The 19,160-nt window shown below is 71.4% G+C and carries 18 protein-coding genes and 1 pseudogene; 10 read left to right on the top strand and 9 right to left on the bottom strand.

Translation table 11 applies throughout. The annotated features are described in order from the left end of the window. The first annotated feature begins 1,860 nt into the window (after positions 1 to 1,860). Together ACFW6A_RS34570 and ACFW6A_RS34575 are read left to right on the top strand one after the other, a co-directional pair. Positions 1,861 to 2,557 (top strand): annotated as a pseudogene (locus ACFW6A_RS34570) (transposase family protein). Between the two features lie 34 nt (positions 2,558 to 2,591). Next, positions 2,592 to 3,584, top strand: coding sequence for a sigma-70 family RNA polymerase sigma factor (locus tag ACFW6A_RS34575; RefSeq protein ID WP_386482742.1), 993 nt, complete (start codon positions 2,592 to 2,594; stop codon positions 3,582 to 3,584). A gap of 865 nt (positions 3,585 to 4,449) precedes the next feature. Here ACFW6A_RS34575 and ACFW6A_RS34580 read toward each other — a convergent pair. Continuing rightward, a complete protein-coding gene (locus tag ACFW6A_RS34580; RefSeq protein ID WP_386645543.1) occupies positions 4,450 to 4,758 on the bottom strand; it encodes a hypothetical protein in 309 nt (102 codons plus the stop codon). 160 nt (positions 4,759 to 4,918) lie between these two features. On the opposite strand from ACFW6A_RS34580, the gene ACFW6A_RS34585 reads away from it, so the two are divergent. The 3 genes from ACFW6A_RS34585 to ACFW6A_RS34595 all read left to right on the top strand — a co-directional run bounded on the left by ACFW6A_RS34585 (position 4,919) and on the right by ACFW6A_RS34595 (position 8,210). After that, positions 4,919 to 5,917: a hypothetical protein gene (locus ACFW6A_RS34585; protein WP_386482748.1), complete on the top strand. Its 999-nt coding sequence runs from the start codon at positions 4,919 to 4,921 to the stop codon at positions 5,915 to 5,917. Positions 5,918 to 5,927: 10 nt separating this feature from the next. Continuing rightward, a complete protein-coding gene (locus tag ACFW6A_RS34590; protein WP_386482751.1) occupies positions 5,928 to 6,473 on the top strand; it encodes a carboxymuconolactone decarboxylase family protein in 546 nt (181 codons plus the stop codon). Positions 6,474 to 6,725: 252 nt separating this feature from the next. Further along, on the top strand, positions 6,726 to 8,210 hold the full coding sequence (locus ACFW6A_RS34595) for a multicopper oxidase family protein (protein ID WP_386645568.1): 1,485 nt from the start codon (positions 6,726 to 6,728) through the stop codon (positions 8,208 to 8,210). A gap of 78 nt (positions 8,211 to 8,288) precedes the next feature. On the opposite strand, the gene ACFW6A_RS34600 is transcribed toward ACFW6A_RS34595, so the two are convergent. From ACFW6A_RS34600 to ACFW6A_RS34615, 4 genes are all read right to left on the bottom strand, one after another. Beyond that, positions 8,289 to 9,587 (bottom strand): MFS transporter, encoded by a 1,299-nt coding sequence (locus tag ACFW6A_RS34600; protein ID WP_386482756.1) that lies wholly within the window; start codon positions 9,585 to 9,587, stop codon positions 8,289 to 8,291. A gap of 24 nt (positions 9,588 to 9,611) precedes the next feature. Beyond that, positions 9,612 to 10,151: an alkylhydroperoxidase gene (locus ACFW6A_RS34605; protein ID WP_386482759.1), complete on the bottom strand. Its 540-nt coding sequence runs from the start codon at positions 10,149 to 10,151 to the stop codon at positions 9,612 to 9,614. A gap of 302 nt (positions 10,152 to 10,453) precedes the next feature. Further along, positions 10,454 to 10,579, bottom strand: a complete 126-nt coding sequence (locus ACFW6A_RS34610; RefSeq protein ID WP_386482762.1) for a hypothetical protein — start codon at positions 10,577 to 10,579, stop codon at positions 10,454 to 10,456. 184 nt (positions 10,580 to 10,763) lie between these two features. Next, entirely contained in the window at positions 10,764 to 11,744 is a 981-nt protein-coding gene (locus tag ACFW6A_RS34615; RefSeq protein ID WP_386482764.1) for a LuxR family transcriptional regulator, read from the bottom strand. Positions 11,745 to 11,853: 109 nt separating this feature from the next. Between ACFW6A_RS34615 and ACFW6A_RS34620 the strand changes: the two genes are divergently transcribed. The 5 genes from ACFW6A_RS34620 (at position 11,854) to ACFW6A_RS34640 (ending at position 15,645) form a co-directional block, all read left to right on the top strand. Further along, positions 11,854 to 12,129 (top strand): hypothetical protein, encoded by a 276-nt coding sequence (locus ACFW6A_RS34620; protein WP_386482766.1) that lies wholly within the window; start codon positions 11,854 to 11,856, stop codon positions 12,127 to 12,129. A gap of 285 nt (positions 12,130 to 12,414) precedes the next feature. Then, positions 12,415 to 12,963: a carboxymuconolactone decarboxylase family protein gene (locus ACFW6A_RS34625; protein WP_386482769.1), complete on the top strand. Its 549-nt coding sequence runs from the start codon at positions 12,415 to 12,417 to the stop codon at positions 12,961 to 12,963. A gap of 112 nt (positions 12,964 to 13,075) precedes the next feature. After that, positions 13,076 to 14,068 carry an oxidoreductase gene (locus ACFW6A_RS34630; RefSeq protein ID WP_386482772.1) on the top strand — a complete coding sequence of 331 codons (993 nt, stop codon included), beginning with the start codon at positions 13,076 to 13,078 and terminating at the stop codon, positions 14,066 to 14,068. After that, positions 14,065 to 14,352, top strand: a complete 288-nt coding sequence (locus tag ACFW6A_RS34635; RefSeq protein ID WP_386482775.1) for a hypothetical protein — start codon at positions 14,065 to 14,067, stop codon at positions 14,350 to 14,352. Before ACFW6A_RS34630 ends, ACFW6A_RS34635 begins: the two co-directional genes overlap by 4 nt. Before the next feature lie 282 nt (positions 14,353 to 14,634). Further along, positions 14,635 to 15,645 carry a hypothetical protein gene (locus ACFW6A_RS34640; RefSeq protein ID WP_386482778.1) on the top strand — a complete coding sequence of 337 codons (1,011 nt, stop codon included), beginning with the start codon at positions 14,635 to 14,637 and terminating at the stop codon, positions 15,643 to 15,645. Positions 15,646 to 15,712: 67 nt separating this feature from the next. On the opposite strand, the gene ACFW6A_RS34645 is transcribed toward ACFW6A_RS34640, so the two are convergent. From ACFW6A_RS34645 to ACFW6A_RS34660, 4 genes are read right to left on the bottom strand one after another with little or no spacing between them, the layout of a single operon-like run. Continuing rightward, positions 15,713 to 16,099: a hypothetical protein gene (locus ACFW6A_RS34645; protein WP_386645546.1), complete on the bottom strand. Its 387-nt coding sequence runs from the start codon at positions 16,097 to 16,099 to the stop codon at positions 15,713 to 15,715. A 48-nt stretch (positions 16,100 to 16,147) separates the two neighbouring features. Next, positions 16,148 to 17,386, bottom strand: coding sequence for a methionine adenosyltransferase (metK, locus tag ACFW6A_RS34650; protein WP_386645549.1), 1,239 nt, complete (start codon positions 17,384 to 17,386; stop codon positions 16,148 to 16,150). 1 nt (position 17,387) lies between these two features. Beyond that, positions 17,388 to 18,698 carry an MFS transporter gene (locus ACFW6A_RS34655; protein ID WP_386476611.1) on the bottom strand — a complete coding sequence of 437 codons (1,311 nt, stop codon included), beginning with the start codon at positions 18,696 to 18,698 and terminating at the stop codon, positions 17,388 to 17,390. Beyond that, positions 18,695 to 18,901 carry a 4-oxalocrotonate tautomerase family protein gene (locus ACFW6A_RS34660; RefSeq protein WP_200428832.1) on the bottom strand — a complete coding sequence of 69 codons (207 nt, stop codon included), beginning with the start codon at positions 18,899 to 18,901 and terminating at the stop codon, positions 18,695 to 18,697. Before ACFW6A_RS34660 ends, ACFW6A_RS34655 begins: the two co-directional genes overlap by 4 nt. Positions 18,902 to 19,160: the final 259 nt, after the last annotated feature.

A 19,160-nucleotide genomic window follows, 5' to 3' on the forward strand; every position in this document is an offset into this window, starting at 1 on the left:
GGGCTCGGTGATGTGTATAAGCGACAGCTCCTGCGGAGACACGACGCGGCGTGACTGCGTCACGCCCAGTGGTGCTGCGCCGCTGCGCGGCGCTGGGCTGGGCTGGCTGCGTGAGGGGCGGTACCTTCGGTGACCGCGGAGTGGTGGGTGTGGTGTGACGGGTGCGGGTGTGGGGTGGGGGGTTGTTTGTGGTGGGGCGCCCGCCTGCGGCGGGGTGTGGTGAAGGTAAGTGGGTTGGTGTGGCGGGTGGTTGAGGGTGTGTTGGATGGTGTGCGGCCCCTGCGGGGCCGGCGGGGCGTGTCGGCCGTTTGCCGCGCTCGAGGGATGTGACTTCGAGTGGTGTTGGGGCGGTGATTCACGAGCGTAGGGACGCCGCATGGAATGTCACTATGAGTGATTGATTCGCAGAAAGCTCAAAGATAGTTGTCTAGACCTATATAAAAGTACCTCAAACCCCTAGTATGCCTCCAACTGTCAGAAATCTTGCTTCGGGTGAGCGGCGCTCAAAAAGCTGTCAACGGACACCTCCTGGCGGGTCATCAACGCCCCGTGTAAAAACGCATCAAGACGGTCTGTCACCCGTCTCCCCTCCGAAGACAGCGGCAGCCACGGAGGCGCACCGGCAGGGTGCTGTGTGCCGGGGGCGCACCCCGGGCGGGGCCGGCTGCGGAGCACGTCCCTCGTGAGCTCGAGCGGGCAAGCGGGCAGAGGCCATGCGCCGACGACCGAGAGGGAGGGGCTGGGGAGCAGCCCTTCGCGGGCATACGGAAAGCACATACCCGACAGGGGCGGTCATCCCGCATGCGGAAACCGCATCACCCCTGCCCCCACCCCGCGGGGAGCAGCCCGGGCTCGTCCCGGCCCCGCGCGCTGACCAGGGGCAGGCGTGAGCGCCACGACCGACGGTTCCCAGGCCACCCACGAACAGCCAGGTAGAAGGCGGGCCGTCGACACTACGGAAGGCAGCGCCGGCCAGACAACGGCCTACCCGTCCCACGGTGCCGGGCGGAGGAAGAGTCCCTCCCCCGGCCCGGCCAGTGCTCTGGAAAGCCACGGCAGGAACACCACACACAGCTCTCAGCCCGCCTCTCTACCAGGGGAAACGGCCTGAGAGGCTCTCAGGCCCCACACTCACCACAACACCACCCAGGACAGAACGGCGCCCAGGCCCAGGCCCTTACAGACCACAGACCCACACGCACGCACCCAAGCAAGGCCGGCACCGGCCACACGCAGGAGCGCCCGGGAGGGCACAGCGACGGACCCAGACCCTTCACCGAACACGGCCCCCGCCCCACCACCCGCGCGATCAAAGACAAGCGGCAACAGGAGCACGCACGCCACGCCGGCAGGAACACCACCCGACAACCCCACGCCCCGCATGCGACTTCCGCATACGACATACAAAACCCCAGCCTCATGCGGAAAACACATCACCCACACCCCCACCGCCAAGCCTCCCGCGGGCGGGGAGCAGACGCTTGCCGTATGGTCGCCGTCCTTGGGCGGGGGGCCATTCCCGCGGGCGCGGGGAGCAGTGCGGGGGGATCTATGAGGCCGATCGCCGACGGGTCTATCCTCGCGGGTACGGGGAGCAACTTCCTGACCTGCAGTTCTACCTCATCGGTTGCCGTGACTGGACCACTTTCACCGAAAGGGGCAAACAGTCCATATTGGCAAGGGGTGAGTCTCACTGAACGCGCCCAGGCCGCACGGCGCTGCGGATTCTCCTCGGCTCGGGACTCTGAGCCTCTTCCAAGCTGGCGGCGCTCGCTGCGAGGTGGACAGTCCTGCACAGCGGCGAAGCTCCTGGTAGACGGGTTCTTGACCAAGATCTCCCGTGGTCGCCAGGAGCTTCGCGTGCTTGTCTACCCGTCCTCGATCGACTTGTCCGCCCGCACTCTGCGGTTCCTGGCCGGACAACTGACGGCCAGGCGCCGGGACATCGGGACTCGGTGGCGAAGGCTTCTCGTGGTACGTCAGGCCCTGCTCGTCCTGGCCCGCCTGCGGTGCGGTGACACCTACGCCCAACTCGCGGCCGGGTTCGGCATCGGGATCGCAACCGTCTACCGCTACATCCGTGAGGTCATCGAGGTCCTGGCGGCCCTCGCCCCGACCCTGACCGAGGCGATGAAGACCATCCGGACGAAGGCGTTCGTCTTCCTCGACGGAACCCTGCTGCCCATCGACCGCATCGCCGCCGACACCCCGTACTACTCCGGAAAACACAAACGCCACGGCATGAGCGTCCAGGTCCTCACCGATCCGTTCAGCCGTCTGCTCTGGGCCTCACCGGCTCTGCCCGACGCGACCCACGACCTGACCGCCGCCCGGCAGCAAAGGAGCCGGCAGACCTGTCCGCGTCCCGTTCCGGGGCCGCCACCTCAAGCGATGGAAGCACCGCCACAACACCACCCACGCCAAGATCCGGTGTGTCGGTGAACAGGCCATGGCCACCCTCAAGGGCTGGCGGCTCCTGCGGAAACTCCGCTGCAGCACCAACCGCATCACCAACATCGTGAAGGCCGTCCTCGTCCTTCACCACGCGTCAGCGTGAGGTTGGAAAGAGCTCACGGTCTTAGAGTGGGACGGTGTCGGTGACCAAGGATTGTGATGACGTCGTCGAGCAGCTCGAACCGTTCCGGAGAGAGCTGACGGCGTACTGCTACCGGATGCTCGGTTCCGCGTTCGAGGCCGAGGACGCGGTGCAGGAGACGCTGGTTCGAGCCTGGTCGAAGTACAGCGGGTTCGAGGCGCGTTCGACATTGCGGACGTGGTTGTACCGGATCGCGACGAACGTGTGCCTGGACATGGCGCCGGCCGCGCAGCGACGAGCCCGGCCGATGGATCTGACTTCGCCGGTCTCCGCGTCCTCGCCGGATCTGACACAGCGGGAGGAGAACATCTGGGTGGGTCCGGTCCCCGATCGGCGGGTACTGGGCGGTGACCCGGCCGAGGTGGCAGTGGGACGGGAGACGATCCGGCTGGCCTTCGTCACGGCGTTGCAGAAGCTCCCGGCCAAGCAGCGGGCGGTCCTCGTGCTGCGGGAGGTGCTGGCCTGGTCGGCGGCGGAGACCGCCGAGCTGCTCGACACGACGGTCGCCTCGGTGAACAGCGCGCTGCAGCGGGCGCGCGCCACGTTGGCCCAAAGCGGGGGAATCCCGGCGAGCGACACCTACAAACCTCTCGACGAGACGCAGCAGGCCCTACTGGCCCGATATGTCCAGGCGTTCGAGGCATTCGACATCGAAGGGTTGAAGAAGCTCCTTCACGAGGACGCCGTGCTCAACATGCCGCCCTATCAGATGTGGGTCCGCGGCGCGGTCGAGCTGGGCGAGTGGTGGCTCGGTGCGGGCTGCGGCTGCCGCGGATCGCGGCTGCTTGCCGTCGAGGCGAACGGCTCGCCCGCCTTCGCGCAGTACCGGCCGGCTGAGGACAAGAACGGCTGGACGCCGTGGGGAATCACGGTGCTGGAGATCGCTGACGGCCGGATCGCCGCCATGACCAACCACATGGACACCGACCGCCTGTTCCCGCTGTGGGGTCTGCCCATGCGGTTGCCCGCCACCGCCGCCGGTGCCTGACGGGACCTCGTGCCGCGGCGTCTCCGTCAGGTGGGTCGGCCCCGGTGACAGCCCGAGGCGCTGACCGGCACCGCGCAGGACGTGGTCGGGGGGAGTCGCCTCCCGGGCCACGCCGGGCGTCGGATTGCCGGGGGAGGAGCAGTGCCAGGGGGTTCTGCAGAGCCGCCTTCACCGGGCCGGCCGTGGCGCGGAGAGCGACAGTCCGCAGCTGCTGGGGCCTCCCGGCGGTCCGCGACTCCGCGACGGGCGCGACCCGATGAAAAGATCTTGAGAGATTTCCGCAGGGCCGTCGAATCCGATGTCGATACGGAGGGCGGCACGGATGCCGCGGCGGCGTCGGATGGCCCTGGAGGCCGAGGTCAGAGACCGTCCTCGCAGGAGCGGGGCTCTTTCTCGCGGGGGGGCGCGCCCGTTCCGCACGGCGTCGGCGCCGTCGTCGGCATCCCGCTCAGGCGCGCGAAAGCACGGCCGTCGAGGAGCAGGACGACAGCCTCGGAGTGGGCCCCGCACCGCACGGGTGGCGCTTGCGGACCGCTTCGTACGGAGCCGGTTCCGTGTCGCGGGCGCCCTCGCAGGTCCACGGGACCGACAAGAGCGCCGGCAGACCGGCCCGCGAGGAGGTCAACCGCTCGCCCGTGCCGCCGGGCGCGTCGCCAGACTCCGGTGTCGGACGTCAGGGAGGAGGCGCAGCCCGCGCGGACCGCAGTGGAACGGTTCACCGTGGGCACCGGCCTCCTCGGCATCGTCGCTCCCGCCGGCGGCAGGACGATCGACAAGGCCGTCCGCACGCGCCTCTGCCCGGGTTCTCGGGCAGGACCCGCACCGTGGTGTCGCCCGTCACCGTCACTCGGGAGACCGGGCCCGCTCAGGCTTCGGGGCGTTTGCGGTTCGCGGTGCGGAAGCCGTGGCGGGCGCGCCAGGACAGGACCGACCAGCGGGACTGGGCGGAGAGCAGGGATCCCGTGCTCAGCCAGGAGGCGGTGGAGAGGAGAGAGAGTGCGGAGCCGATCGAGCCGGCGGACAGGACGCTCCCCACGGAGCCGATCGAGAGGACGCTGCCGACGGAGCCGATGGACAGGACGGATCCGACGGAGCCGATGGACAGGATCGACTCCTTGGAACCGATGGAGAGGAACGATCCGCGAGAGCGTGGCAGGGGCAGGGGCAGGGGCATGGGGGCATCGTGTCAGGTGCGGGGCGGGGCGGGGACAGGACTTGGCACAGTCGGCGCGGGGCGTGGTGACGGCACGGCAGGAGGTGCGGCGCGGGAGTGTCGTGGTGAGCATCGTTGCCGGGCCGTCGGCCCGATGCTCACCGCCCACGGAGGGGGAACCATGAAGAAGACCGGCCGTTTCGGGGTCTATCTGACCGCCGCGGTCACCGCGCTCGGCATCGCACTGGTGCCGCAGCCCGCGGCCGCCGCCGCGGACTGCACGTACACGTCCAGCGGTCTGGTGCCGCTGAACGACCTGGGGACGGGTACGTACAACGGTCTGACCGGCGGTCTGTATCCGGGGGGCGGCAACGTCCGGCCCGCCGCGCACACCGCGGCGGGGGTGGACCTCGCCCAGAACGCGGTGCTGCCGCGCAATGCCGCCGGTCAGGTCGATCCGGTCAACGGCAAGGTGGTGCTGATCTCGATCGGCATGTCCAACACGACGCAGGAGTTCCAGAAGTTCGTCGCGGCGACGAAGACGTACGGAAACCTGAGCGACAAGCTCGTGATCGTCGACGGCGCGCAGGGCGGCAAGGACGCCTCCGCCTGGGCGAACCCTTCGGACGCCACCTGGTCGGTGCTGGCCGGCCGGCTGTCGAACGCCAATGTGACGCCGGCGCAGGTGCAGGCGGTGTGGCTGAAGGAGCAGTTCGTCGGGGACAACCTGGGGGCGTTCCCGCAGGGTGCGCAGAACCTGCGGAACTCGCTGGCCTCGATCGCGCGCAACGCCCGGGCGAAGTACCCCAACCTGGCGCTCGGCTATGTCGCCAGCCGCATCTACACCTACGCGCCGGCGCGCAGCGCGGGCGCGTACCAGCAGGGCTGGGCGGTCAAGAAGCTGATCCAGGACCAGATCAACGGGGCCTCGGACCTGACCTACGGGGTGGGCGGGGTCGCGCCGTGGCTGTCGTGGGGGCCGTATCTGTGGGCCGACGGTCTGGGCTCGGACGGGGTGGCCGGCGGTGTGCCGGGGCGGAGCGACGGGCTGGAGTGGGCGTGCTCGGATCTGGAGTCGGACGGGGTGCACCCCTCTGCCTCGGGTGAGCAGAAGGTCGCGAACCTGGTGCTGAACCAGTTGTCGACGGACCCGACGTCCACTCCGTGGTTCAACCGGTAGGGGGCGGGAGGTGCCGTACATCGAGATTCCTTCACCGGTGCCGGGGATCCGGGGGCTGATGGCGAGCAAGCCGGCTTCGGGTCGGCTGCTGAGCGGGCTGGCCGAGCAGTTGTTGCGGGGTGACTCGCCGCTGTCGGTGGGTGAGCGGGAGCTGATCGCCGCGTACGTGTCGTACGGCAACGGGACGCGGTACTGCACGGGGTCGCACACCGCAGCCGCGGCACACGCCCATGGCGGGGACTACGCGCTGGTGGAAGCCGTGCAGAAGGACCTGGCGACGGCGCCGGTGAGCGCGCGGATGCGGGCGCTGCTGGCGCTCGCGGGGAAGGTGCGGAGTGATGCCCGCACGGTGGCCGAGGAGGATGTCGCGGCCGCGCGGGCGGCGGGCGCGGACGACGAGACGGTCCATGACACGGTGCTGATCGCTGCGGCGTTCTGCATGTTCAACCGGTACGTCGACGGGCTCGGGGCGATCACTCCGGAGGATCCCGCGGTGTACGACCGGATCGGGGCGGCGCTGGTGGCCGAGGGGTATCTGCCGCAGGGTTCGGGCTGACGCCGGGGAGACGGGTGCCCTGTGGGGCTCCGGCGGTCGCTTGCCGCCGGAGCCCCTCGCCCCGCGGGGAACACAGCACGCGCGAAGATGCCCGGTGGAGCTGATCACCACCAGGATCGATGAGCGATTTTCTGTTCGACTCGGGGGTGAGTGGCTTCTGCTCGCGCGGGTTCCCGGCGAGCTGGACGGTCGCCTTCTTCCGGCTCTCACCGAAGTGGGGAACAGATGCTGAACAGACGGCGGTTGCTGGCGATGGGCGGCGGTGCGGCGACGGCCGGCGGTGCGCTGTTGTGGTGGGGGCAGAGCGCGGCAGGTGCCGAGGCTGACGGGTCGGCCGCTCCGGCCGCCGACCCCCACGCCCATCACAAGGGCACGGCGGCGCCGGCGGGGGGCGAGCCGACGGCGGGGACCGCCACGCCTCCGCCGCACACGGCGTTCTCGGAGAAGCTGCCGGTGCCCCGGGTGCTCAGGCCGGTGTCCTCGTTCGGTGACACCGATGTGTACGAGCTGGCGATGCAGCACGCGCGGGCGGAGTTCTTCCCGGGCCGTCCCACACCGGTGCTCACCTTCGGCGGGCAGTTCATCGGTCCGACGATCCGTGCCAAGGCCGGTCGCCGGGTGAAGGTGCGGTACGTCAACCGGCTCGACCGGGCGGCGACCGTGCACCTGCACGGCGGGCACGTGCCGCCGGGGAGCGACGGCTTTCCGATGGACCTGCTCGAACCGGGCACGTCCCGGGTCTTCGACTACCCGAACCGGCAGCGGGGCGCGACGCTCTGGTATCACGACCACACGTGTTCCAAGGAAGCCGAGCACGTGTACCGGGGGCTGGCCGGGTTCTATCTGATCGAGGGCCGGGACGAAGCGAAGCTGGGGCTGCCCCGGGGCGCGTACGACGTGCCGATCATGATCCGTGACGCGCGTTTCGACGAGAACGGCGGCATGATCTTCGAGCCGAGCCCGCTGCCGACGACGCTGCACGTCAACGGGCGGCAGAAGCCCTACTTCCGGGTGGACGCGCGCAAGTACCGCTTCCGGGTGCTCAACGCGACTCTGCACCGGAACGTCGAGCTGGACCTGGGTGGTCTGGACATGGTGCAGATCGCCAGCGACGGCGGGCTGTTGCCGGAGCCGCTGCCCCGCAAGAAGATCATGATCGTGCCGGGTGAGCGGGTCGAGATCGTGGTGGACTTCTCGGCTCAGGCGGTCGGCAGCAAGCTGGTGCTCAACGATGTGTTCGACGGCGCCGACGAGCCGGTGATGCGGTTCGACGTGACCCGTCGGGTGGTCGACCCGAGCCGGGTTCCGGGCAGGCTGCGTGAACTGCCCGCGCTGCCGGCCGCGACGGTCGAGCGGGACGTGAAGCTGTCGTTCTCGCCGTCGGGCGAGGAGTTCGCCATCAACGACAAGACGTTCGACCCGGACCGGGTCGACACGCGGATCGTGGAGGGCACCACCGAGATTTGGCGGGTCACGAACACCGACCCCGCCGACACTCCGTTCGGCCCGGTCAACCACACCTTCCACATGCACCTGGTGCCGTTCCGGGTGCTCGACCGGAACGGCGAGCCGCCGCTGCCGGGCGAGAACGGGCTGAAGGACACGGTGCTGGTGCGGCCCGGTGAGACGGTGCGGGTGCAGGCCACGTTCAGCGGCTACAAGGGCCGCTATCTGTACCACTGCCATCTGCAGGAGCACAGTGACATCGGGATGATGGCGCAGATGGAGATCGTCTGACGCTTCGTCGGAGCGGTGCCGCCGGCCGTGCCGTCGTCGGTCCCGGTCCCCTCGTCGGGGGCCGGGACCGTCGTCGTCTCACCGGACGAGCGTGAGGCCCGAGCGGTCGAGGGCGGGCGTGGCGGGGCGGGGCGTGCGGCGGGCCAGCAGGGTGGCCGGGATCGACAGCAGCACCGCGGCCACGACGCCCGCGACGAACCAGCCGTCGGCGTCGTGCTCGGCGGCGTAGGTCGCGGCGGCGGGTCCGACGGCGCCGAGGACGGCGCCGGTGACGGCGTTCGGCAGGCCGACGCCCAGGGCACGGTTCTGCGCCGGGAAGATCTCGGTGAGCAGCTTGGGCAGGACCGAGGTGACGCAGACGAGGTAGACCACGCCGGAGCCGTATGCGAAGAGGAGGCTGGTGAACGTGCCGGTCATCGTCAGGTACGAGACGGAGCCGGTCACGGAGAACAGCACGCCCGCGGCGACCAGGAGGCGGGTGGCTCCGATCCTGTCGGCGAGCAGGCCGATGGGCACGTTGAGGACCATCATCAGCGCCGTGGCGGTCACCACGGCCCACAGCATGGTGCCGGGTGGGGCGAGACGGCCGCCGAGAGCGGGGACGACCGAGGGCCAGGTGCCGCCGACGGCGCCGCTGCCGGCGACCAGCAGGACGGCGAGCAGCACTTGGCGGCGGTGGGTGGAGAGGACCTGGCGCAGCGAGCCGCGGTCGCGGCGGGTGCGGACCTCGCGTTCGAAGACCTCGGTCTCGGCGAGGCGGCTGCGCAGCATGAGCAGGACGAGGCCGAGCATGCCGCCGACGAGGAACGGCACCCGCCAGCCCCAGTCGGCCATCGTGGCCGGACCGAGCGCGGCGGTGAGGACGGCGCCGAGGAGGGAGGCGGTGAACGCGCCCGCGCAGGTGGTGAGCGAGAACAGGCTGCCGTAGGTGGACTTGCGGTGCTCGGGGGCGACCTCCATGAGGTACGTGGTCGCCGCGGGCCATTCGCCGCCGTGGGAGATGCCCTGCGCCATGCGGGCAAGGAGCAGGAGTACGGGGGCGAGCATGCCTATCTGGGCGTGGCCGGGGGTGAGGCCGATGAGGAGCGATCCGCCCGCCATGAGGGAGACGGCGAGCATGAGGGCGGGGCGGCGGCCGCGGCGGTCGGCGTAGCGGCCGAGGAGGACGCCGCCGAGCGGCCGCATGAGGACGCCGACGCCGAGGACGGCGAAGACGCCGAGGAGGGAGGTGAGGGCGTTGTCGGAGGGGAAGAACTGAGCGGCGAACAGCGGCGCGAACAGGCCGTAGCCGAGCCAGTCGAAGGATTCGATGAAGTTGCCGACGACGGTGGCGGTGACCGCGCGGCGGTGGTCCTTCTTCGGAGGGTGCGCAGACATGGTGGGCCGTTTCTCGGTCGGCGGTCAGACGGCGGCGGCGTAGCCGTGTGCGGTGATGCGGCGGCCGGCCTCGTCGTAGTAGTCGGGGGCGGTGGGAAGGGTGGTCGCCAGCCCGCTGACGTAGCGGTTGTACATGCAGAAGGCGGCGGCGATGAGCACGGTGTCGTGCAGGTGGGTGTCGGTGGCGCCGGCGGCGCGGGCGGCGGCGATCGTGGCGTCGTTCACCGGTGCGGCTTCGGCCTGGACCTCGGCGGCGACGCGGAGCAGGGCCCGTACGAGGGGGGTGACGTCGGCGGTGCCGGGGTCGTGCCGCACCGCGTTGACCAGGGCGGCGCCGCCTTCGAGCTGGGCCGCGGCCGCCGCACCGTGGGTGTCGGCGCAGAAGCGGGTGGCGTTGAGTTCGGAGACGTACGCGGCGATCAGTTCGCGCTCTCCCCGGGTGAGGGGCGAGGGGCCGCGCAGCAGGGTGTCCGCGAGGTCGTTGAGGGGGACGGCCGTGTCGGGGCGGTCGGTCATCAGACCGCGGATGCCCGGGAGGTCGTTGGCGAGGGTGATGTGCGGCACCGGTGGGTCCTTAGCTGGTCGGGACGGAGGTCGCGGCCTCATCCTGGGCATGTGCGGGAGTCGCCTGCCAACTCCTCGCTTGCCGAGCCGAGTGGACGCCGTCCCGTGGGCGGGTCGGCGGTCCGGACCGGGTGGTGTGCCGACGCGGGCGGTCTTCTCGACGGCATGGGTCGAGCAGCCGTCGTGGTCTCGGCCGGTGCGGGGCGAGGGCGGTGTACACGGTCGTGGGCGATCGAACGGGAAAACGGCCGACGCGGCCGGTGCCCTCGCTCGGGACTACCGGCCGCGTTGCGGTGCGGGCCTCAGTGGCCGACGTCCTGGCACGGATCGGAATCGGTCTCGAAGCCGAAGCGGTCGTCTCCGACGATCTCCGTCACCAGGTTCTGGAAATTCTCCCAGGACGTGTTTTCCTTCCTTTTGGTCGGCATGGATTCTCGGAGGTGCTGCTCCCTCAGCGATCGGTGTGGACGTGTGGAAGAGCGGTTGGAATAGAGCGGTTCCGTCCGGCAGGGATTCGTTTGCTTTCCGGTCCGTTCTGAAAGTGACTCTGGCACGGCTTCACGGGGACTGTCAGCAGTTTTCGATGGCACAGAACTGCCTGGCGTCGTTGTGTCAGAGGAGGCCGCTGCGGGCGGCTTCGAGACCGAGCTGGAAACGGCTGCGGGCTCCGAACCGCTCGGACAGCTGGGAGATGAGCCGGCGTTCGGTGCGCAGCGAGATGCCGAGGCGCCGCGCGGCGGCCTCGTCGGTCAGTCCGTCCGCGAGGTGGCGGAGCAGGGCACGCTCCTGGGAGGTGCAGCCCGTCGCCCGGGGCGCGGGTGTTCCCGGCAGCGGTGCGGCCGTGTCCCACAGCTGCCGGAACAGGATCCGCAGGCCCGCCAGTACGCCCGGTTCGCGCACCAGCACGGCTCCGTCCCCCGGTGCCGCCGGGTCGAGGGGGAGGGCCGCTTCCGATCCGTCCGCGAGGCTCAGGAGCACCGGTAGCGAGGGCAGGAGCCGGACCTCCGCCCCCGCCACGGCCAGGCGCCGCAGTCCCTCGGTGGGGTCCGTGGCCAGGATCCGCACCCTGACGCCGCGCGTCGCCGTTTCCCCCAGCAGGGGCAGGTCGAGCCGCCACGGGTCGTCGGCGTCGGTGTCCGCCGCCGGGGAGGGTGCCAGGGCGAGGAACTCGTCGATGGCCCGGGCTGCGAGGTCGGCCTGTGTCCTGCGGACGGCCTCGGCTCCGGCGAAGCGTTCCGTCCCTCCGCCGGGCAGCGGTTCGCGGCCCAGCGCCGTGTACTCCGTGAGCAGGTCGGCGACCGCGGCCCGGGTCGCGTCGATCTCCAGCTGGGTACGGGCGAGTTCCGACTGCCGGCGTTCCAGCAGGGCGCCCAGACCGGCCCGGGGCGGCACCAATCGGCCCGGACCCGGTGTGTCGTCCGCCGTCGCCGAGCGCAGCAGCGCGAGGTCGGCCAGGGTGTCGAGGGCCCGGACGACGGTGTGCCGGTCGGCGTCCAGGGCTCCGGCCAGCCGGTCCACGCCCCAGCCCGGATGCGTCAGCATCAGCCGGTAGACGGCTTCCGTGCCCGAATCCAGTCCGAGAACCTCCAGCATCGGAAACCCCCTGAGTCGTCTGCGGGTGCCGGGCACATGCGTGCCACGGCATGTTCGTGGCCGGTGCCGGCTCTGGGACCGGGCCGGGTGGGTGCGGCACACTCGGTGCGTGCACCTCGTCGAGTTCGCGTTCACCAAGCCGCCGGATGCGCCCGAGGCGTCCCACGACGCCCTGGTGGCCGCCCTGTGGGCGGTGTGCGGGCCGGACGACGGCGTGGAGCACGTGCGGGTCCACACCAGCCGGGCCGGTGCCCGGGGCGCGGCGTTCCTACTGGCCCCGGACGGCGCGCACGCCGTCCAGCGGTGTCGCGCGATGTGCCAGCGGGCCCTGGCGGGCTCCCCAGTGCTGCACGGCTGGCGGCTGGCGCGGCCCGTCGTCGCCTGAGGGCGCGCGACAGGGGCGGAGCCTCGCGGGGCCGGGGCCCGGGAGGCAGAGCGGCGCGACGTGATCGGGGTGGTGCGACCACCTGCCGAAGTCTCCGCGTTCCGCGAGCCGTTCCTTGCCACGTCCTCATTCTTGGACTAGTGGACGGCCGGACGCTTCTCTCTGTGTGCGGAGCTGCGGGCCGCGGCACGAGGTGAGGTCCGCACGCCAGGAGTTGGCCGTTCGGGCCGAGGCTCCCGACGATGGGGCGTTCCGTACCGCCGCCGAGACGACGAGGACCCACCGGTGCCCCACATCGAGATCGCCAACGACCTTCCCGGCATCAGCGGGCTGATGGCGCAGCGACCCGACACGGGCAAGGTGCTGTCCGCCGTCGCCGAGACGCTGCTGCGCAGTGGCCCCTCCCCGCTCTCCCGGGGCGAGCGCGAGCTGATCGCCGCGTACGTCTCGCACCTGAACCGCACCGACTTCTGTGCCGACTCGCACGGCGCGTTCGCCGCCGCGCAGCTCGACGGTGGTGCCGAGCTCGTCGACGCGGTGCGTGCCGACGTCGCCACCGCGCCGGTCTCCCCGCTGCTCAAGGCCCTGCTCGGGGTCGCCACCGAGGTGCAGGCGAAGGCCGCGCCGGTCACCGACGAGGCGATCGCGGCGGCCCGGGCGGCGGGTGCGACCGACACCCATCTGCACGACACGGTGCTGATCGCCGCCGCGTTCTCCATGTTCAACCGGTACGTGAACGGGCTCGCGACCGATGTCCCGGCGGACCCGGCGTTCTACGACGTCGCGGCCGAGCTGATCGTCGAGCACGGGTACGGCGCCGCCCTGGCGACGTGACCGGAGCGGGTTGCTCCCGGCCGGCCCGGCCCTGTTCAGTTCTTCCCTTTCCGTTCCGTTCTGCCCTTCCTGTTCTGTCCTGTCCTGTCGGTTCGTCGTCCGAGGAGGCGTCATGGGGTGGACCATCGAGCACGTTCCCGACCAGAGCGGCAGGACCGCGCTGGTCACCGGTGCCTCCGCGGGCATCGGCTTCGAGACCGCCCGGGTCCTCGCGGCACGCGGCGCGCACGTCGTCCTCGCCTGCCGGGACGCCGAGCGGGGCCGTGCCGCGGCCGAGCGCATCGACGGCAGCACCGAGGTCGTCCCGCTGGACCTGGCGTCGCTCGCCTCGGTGCGGCAGGCGGCCGGGATCGTCCGCGAGCGGCACCGGCGGCTCGACCTGCTGGTCAACAACGCCGGGGTGATGTTCCCGTCGTACCGGCGCACCGAGGACGGCTTCGAGACGCACCTGGGCGTCAACCACCTCGGGCACTTCGCGCTCACCGGGCTGCTGATCGGTCTGATGACCTCGGTGCCCGGCTCCCGGGTGGTGACGGTCGCGAGCCTCGCGCACCGGATCGGTTTCGGCCGCCTGGACGAGGGGGCGGCCCGGTCCTTGACGGGGCGGCGTTCCATGACGGCGTACGGGCGCTCGAAGCTGGCGAATCTGCTGTTCGCGCGGGAGTTGCAGCACCGGCTCGCCGTGGCGGGCGCGGCCACCGTGTCGGTCGCCGCACACCCCGGGCTGTCGCCGACCGCCCTGTGGCACGGCGATCCACCCGCCCCGGCACGGCCGCTGGCCGCCGCGGGGATGCGGTGGCTGGCCCAGCCGGTCGAGGCGGCCGCCCTGCCGTCGCTGCGTGCCGCCGTCGATCCGGCGGTGCGCGGAGACGCGTACCTCGGCCCTTCGGAGCGGTTCGGTGGCCGCGGCGCGCCCGAACCCGCCCGCTCCAGCAGGGCGGCGCGGAGCAAGGCGGGGCGGGGGCGGCTGTGGACGCTGTCGGAGAAGCTGACCGGGGTTCGGTACGCGTGCGAGCCCTCGGCCCCCGAAGCATCCACGTCGGTGACCGAGGCGGCCCCCGCGCCCGCCGTCATGGGGTGCCCGGTGAGGGGTGGGCGGATATGAGCGGGGGCGCGGACGTCGGTCCGGCGGCCGGGAGGAGCCGAGGCGAGGCCGAGCGGAGCGTGCCGGCCGGGGTGGGTGTCGCGGCCGAGGTCGGTGCGGGCATCGAGCGGCCGGAGCGGTTCCGGCCGGTGGCGGCCTGGGCCTGGATGTGGCGCAGCTTCGACATGGAGCTGCCGGACGTCACCGGCGCGGCGTGGCGGGCGGAGCCGGGTACCGAGGCGCTCTCGGCTCGCGCGGCCGAGGCGGCCGGATACGCGCGGTACGCCGCTCACGGGCCCTGGTAGCGAAGCGCGGCCCGGCCGGAACGGCCCCGGGCGCGGAGCGAACGGGGCCGGCGGGCGGTCCGGTGGTGCGGCCCGTCGAGACAGGGCATCGGGGTGCGTCCGGCCGGGGCACCACGCACCCTCCTCCGGGGAAGCGCGTTCCTCAGGGGCGACTTCCCGAAGTCGCGATCCCGGCTTCCTCCATCGTGCTGGGTGCGTCTTCTGGACGGTGCGCGGGGTCGGCCCGGGCCTAGCGTGGCGCCACGACACACCCCCACCCCCCGTCTGGAAAGGCGACCCGCCATGGCGCAGACCACGCAGCGGCCCGCTCCGGCCCGGTCCCGGCCGCAGCAACACCCGGCCGGGAGACCCGGCTCCGGCAACCCGAACTCCTCGTTCTTCTTCAACGGTCACGTGCCGCGCCGTCGTGCGCTGGTGATCGGCATCAGCGCGCTGTTCGGCTTCGCGCTCACCGTGGTGTGGTCGGCGCAGTTCGTCGACAAGACCATCGGCGACACCATCGCGGACACGCTGCTCGGGCACCCGGCCAAGGGCACCCCGATAGCGGGCGCGCTCGCCGGGCTCGTGTTCGCGCTGGTCACCGGTATCGCGGGGACGTTCACCGCGTGCAACGTGGCCGTGTTCAGCGCGCTCGCCCCGCTGACCGGCGCCCGGGCCACCTCCCGGCGCGGACGGATGGCCGCCGCGCTGCGGCCGCTCGGCCGGCTCGCACTCGGTGCGATCGCGGTGTCGGCGGTGTACGGCATGGTGGTGGGCGTGCTCGGTACGGGCATGCCGCAGTTCGACGAGAGCCAGGGGGGCGGCGGGTTCTCCGGGCGGCTGATCCAGGCGATGGTGGTCTACGGGCTGCTCGGCGCGGTCATGACGTACCTGGGCCTCGCCGCCCTCGGGGTGGTGCGCGATCCGCTGGCGCGGGTGACCCGGGTGTGGCCGGACGCCCCGATGTTCTTCATGGGCGGGCTGATCGGCGCGTTCCTCATCGGACGGCCCTTCCCCTTGTTCCGCCAGCTGTTCCGGGATGCCGCCGCGAGCCGCAACTCGTTGTACGCGGGGCTGGAGTTCGCGCTGCAGAGCCTCGGCAACATCCTGGTGATGGGGCTGGTGTTCCTGCTGGTCACCGGCTTCTTCGGGGACCGGCTGCACAGGTGGCTGACCCGGCGGCCGAGTCGGGCGTCGGCGCTGATGGCGGCGGCGTTCATCGCGGCCGGCGTGTTCATGATCCTTTACTGGGACGTGCGGATGCTGGCCCGGCGTGACCTCATCTGGTACCCGCTGGCACCCTGGGCCGCCTGAGCGGCCGCCGGACACGCGAAAGGCCCGGCCGGGAAGTCCGGCCGGGCCTTTCGCGTGCGGTCGCCGCTCAGGCGGCGAGGGCGGCGGAGTCGGCCGTGGCGATGGCGGTGACGAGTTCGCCCGCCGCGTCGACGATGTCGAGCGAGGTCAGCTCGGGCTCGTCCAGGACCGGCACCAGGTCGGCGAGAAGCTGGGCGAAGCGTCCGTCGTTCTCGTACGTCATCGCCAGGTCGCCCTCCCACAGGGCGGCGCGGACGCGGCGGGCGGTGAGGATGCCGTCGGCCTCGGTGGAGGCGAGGAGCAGCTCGGCGACCCGCTTCTCCAGCGGGGTCGGTGCCCAGGCGCCGGCGCGGAGGTCAGCGACGAGTCCCTCGACGCGGCCGCGGGCGCGGTCGGTGGCGACGGGCTCCAGGAAGAAGGGGTTGCTGAGGTGGGTGGGAACGGGGGCGGCCATCGTGGTCCTCTCGTGGGGCGGGTGGGCGGGTGGCGCCACGGCTGGGTGTCAGCCGAGTCCGGCTGCGGTGCGCAGGGCGGCGGCGCGGTCGGTGCGCTCCCAGGTGAAGTCCGGCAGCTCGCGGCCGAAGTGGCCGTAGGCGGCGGTCTGGGAGTAGATCGGGCGGAGCAGGTCGAGGTCGCGGATGATCGCGGCCGGGCGGAGGTCGAAGACCTCGCCGATGGCCCGCTCGATGAGGTGGAGCGGGATCTCCTCGGTGCCGAAGGTCTCGACGAAGAGGCCGACGGGCTCGGCCTTGCCGATCGCGTAGGCGACCTGGACCTCGCAGCGCGAGGCCAGGCCCGCCGCGACGACGTTCTTGGCGACCCAGCGCATGGCGTAGGCAGCCGAGCGGTCGACCTTGGACGGGTCCTTGCCGGAGAAGGCGCCGCCGCCGTGCCGGGCCATGCCGCCGTACGTGTCGATGATGATCTTGCGACCGGTGAGGCCCGCGTCGCCCATCGGGCCGCCGATCTCGAAGCGCCCGGTCGGGTTGACCAGCAGCCGGTAGCCCTCGGTGTCGAGCTTGATGCCGTCCTCGACGAGCTCCTTGAGGACGTGCTCGACGACGAACTCGCGGATGTCGGGAGCCAGCAGCGAGTCCAGGTCGATGTCCGAGGCGTGCTGCGAGGAGACGACGACCGTGTCGAGACGGACGGCCTTGTCGCCGTCGTACTCGATGGTCACCTGGGTCTTGCCGTCCGGGCGCAGGTACGGGATGGTCCCGTTCTTGCGGACCTCGGTGAGACGGCGGGAGAGCCGGTGCGCCAGGTGGATCGGCAGCGGCATCAGCTCGGGCGTCTCGTCCGACGCGTAGCCGAACATCAGGCCCTGGTCGCCCGCGCCCTGCTTGTCGAGCTCGTCGCCCTCGTCCCTCCGGGAGGCGCCCTCGACCCGCTTCTCGTACGCGGTGTCCACGCCCTGGGCGATGTCCGGGGACTGGGATCCGATGGACACCGACACGCCGCAGGAGGCGCCGTCGAAGCCCTTCTTCGAGGAGTCGTAGCCGATCTCGAGGATCGCCTCTCGGACCAGCTGGGCTATCGGGGCGTAGGCGGTGGTGGTGACCTCGCCGGCGATGTGGACCTGGCCGGTGGTGATCAGCGTCTCGACGGCCACGCGGGCCTGCGGGTCCTGGGCGAGGAGCGCGTCCAGGACGGTGTCGCTGATCCGGTCGGCGATCTTGTCGGGGTGTCCCTCGGTCACGGACTCCGAGGTGAACAGACGTCTGGTCGCGGTGCGGGTCATGTCAGGCAGCCTTCACAAGGTTCGTCTCGGCCTCGCGGGCGGTGCGCACCCCGAGGAGGGAGCGGTACAGGAGCAGCGCGGCGACACCCGCGGTGGCGTAGAGCAGGCTCATGCCGACGGCGGGGACGAAGGCCCCGAGCGTGACGCACAGGGCGGCGACGAGCAGGCCGACGCGCGCGTTGAGGGCGTAGGCGGCCATGTACTTGGTGCGGGCCTCGGGGTCGATGAGGTCGGCCAGCAGGGCCTGGCGCACCGGGACGCTGGCGATCTCGCCGACGGTGAGCAGCACGGCGGCGGCGATCAGCACCCAGCCGGAGTTGCTGACGGCCCAGATCATGTAGCCGACGACGAAGACGGTGATCCCGCCGTACAGCCGGGTGCGTTCGCCGATCCGCCCGAGGAGGGTCTTGGCCGCGAGGATGAGGGCGACGACCAGCGCGGCGTTCACCGCGCGCAGGACGCCGAGGATCGCCGTGCCGTCGACGTCGAGGCCGAAGGACCCGACGGTGAGGAGGGTCTGGCGGGGGAACTCGTCGGCGAGCCGGACGGCGATGTAGTAGCCGATCTGCATCTCGACGGCCGCGATCAGCGCGGCGGCGGCCAGCTGCCGCAGGAAGACCCGGTCACGGGCGACGGCGAGATAGCCGCGGACCATCGCGGCCGGGCCGGACGCGCCTGGGGCACCGGTGCTGGGTGCGGTCTCGCTGATCCACCGCCACATCACCGTCGTGGTCAGCAGGCAGAGTACGGCGGCACCGGTCAGCAGCTGGAGGAAGTGCCCGTCGTACAGGAAGCCTCCGAGGAGCGCGCCGACGGTGAAGGCGAGGTTGATGGACCAGTAGTTGATCGTGTAGACGAGCGGGCGGTTCTCGGGGGTGGAGACGTCCACCATCATCGCGTCGGCCGCCGGGGTGGCCAGCTGCGAGCAGCAGGTGTTCAGCAGGAACAGTCCGAAGGTCGCGGGTCCCGAGCTCCACCAGGGCGAGTTGGCGAGGGCGAGGAGAGCGAAGGTGAGGGTGGCGCCGAGTTCGCCGGCCACCATGACCGGGCGCCTGCCGTGGACGTCGGCCAGGTGGCCGCCGAGGAAGTTGGCCGCGATGCCCGCCGCCGCCACGCAGACCGTGAGGGCGCCCGCCACGGCGGCGCCGTACAGGCTCGCGAGGTGGATGACGAGCAGCGGCATCAGCATGATCGAGAGGAGCCGCTGGACGAAGCCGACGCCGAGGCGGAGGCGGATGTTGGGGTGCAGGGAGCGCAGGGTGAGGGCGGGCCGCGTGTCGTCCGTCGCCCTCTTCGACTCCGGCGTGCTCATCGCAGGCTCCGCGGCAGGCGGATCTCGTCGGCGAGCCGGCCGCCCTTGCCCCAGTGGTCGGGGTCCACGTCCCGGATGATCACGGTGACGGCCTCGTCGGGGCAGCCGGAGACGCGGGTGACGACATCGGTGATGCCGGCCACGAGGTCTCTGCGGCTCTCTCGGTCGTTGCCCTGCCACCAGTTGACGGTGATCACCGGCATGTCAGCGGTCCTTTTCTGCAGAAGACGGCGAAGAGCGCGGAATATGTTTCCGGGGTGCGGGCACAGGCGCGGCGGCTCGAGAATCTCCCGTCGCCGGGCGGTCGGCAAGCGGCGGGCGGAGAAGCGGCACGACTTGAACAAGTCATGGATTTTCCCGGTCCTTTTTCCTGTGGTCCCGGACATCGAGTTGGTGAAGTCGCGACGCAATTCCAGGAGGCCTTGCCGTCGATTTCCGGCCGTGGTGTGATCAGCGCCGTCC

It is taken from the genome of Streptomyces sp. NPDC058758, from assembly GCF_042746075.1.
Taxonomy (GTDB): Bacteria; Actinomycetota; Actinomycetes; order Streptomycetales; family Streptomycetaceae; genus Streptomyces.

Bases quoted from the DNA above. Each gene is read 5' to 3' on its own strand.
- ACFW6A_RS34580 (WP_386645543.1), bottom strand. From the start codon at position 4,758: ATGCCCCTGCCCCTGCCCCTGCCACGCTCTCGCGGATCGTTCCTCTCC.
- ACFW6A_RS34585 (WP_386482748.1), top strand. From the start codon at position 4,919: ATGAAGAAGACCGGCCGTTTCGGGGTCTATCTGACCGCCGCGGTCACC.
- ACFW6A_RS34595 (WP_386645568.1), top strand. From the start codon at position 6,726: ATGGGCGGCGGTGCGGCGACGGCCGGCGGTGCGCTGTTGTGGTGGGGG.
- ACFW6A_RS34600 (WP_386482756.1), bottom strand. From the start codon at position 9,587: ATGTCTGCGCACCCTCCGAAGAAGGACCACCGCCGCGCGGTCACCGCC.
- ACFW6A_RS34610 (WP_386482762.1), bottom strand. From the start codon at position 10,579: ATGCCGACCAAAAGGAAGGAAAACACGTCCTGGGAGAATTTCCAGAAC.
- ACFW6A_RS34615 (WP_386482764.1), bottom strand. From the start codon at position 11,744: ATGCTGGAGGTTCTCGGACTGGATTCGGGCACGGAAGCCGTCTACCGG.
- ACFW6A_RS34630 (WP_386482772.1), top strand. From the start codon at position 13,076: ATGGGGTGGACCATCGAGCACGTTCCCGACCAGAGCGGCAGGACCGCG.
- ACFW6A_RS34635 (WP_386482775.1), top strand. From the start codon at position 14,065: ATGAGCGGGGGCGCGGACGTCGGTCCGGCGGCCGGGAGGAGCCGAGGC.
- ACFW6A_RS34640 (WP_386482778.1), top strand. From the start codon at position 14,635: ATGGCGCAGACCACGCAGCGGCCCGCTCCGGCCCGGTCCCGGCCGCAG.
- ACFW6A_RS34645 (WP_386645546.1), bottom strand. From the start codon at position 16,099: ATGGCCGCCCCCGTTCCCACCCACCTCAGCAACCCCTTCTTCCTGGAG.
- metK (WP_386645549.1), bottom strand. From the start codon at position 17,386: ATGACCCGCACCGCGACCAGACGTCTGTTCACCTCGGAGTCCGTGACC.
- ACFW6A_RS34655 (WP_386476611.1), bottom strand. From the start codon at position 18,698: ATGAGCACGCCGGAGTCGAAGAGGGCGACGGACGACACGCGGCCCGCC.
- ACFW6A_RS34660 (WP_200428832.1), bottom strand. From the start codon at position 18,901: ATGCCGGTGATCACCGTCAACTGGTGGCAGGGCAACGACCGAGAGAGC.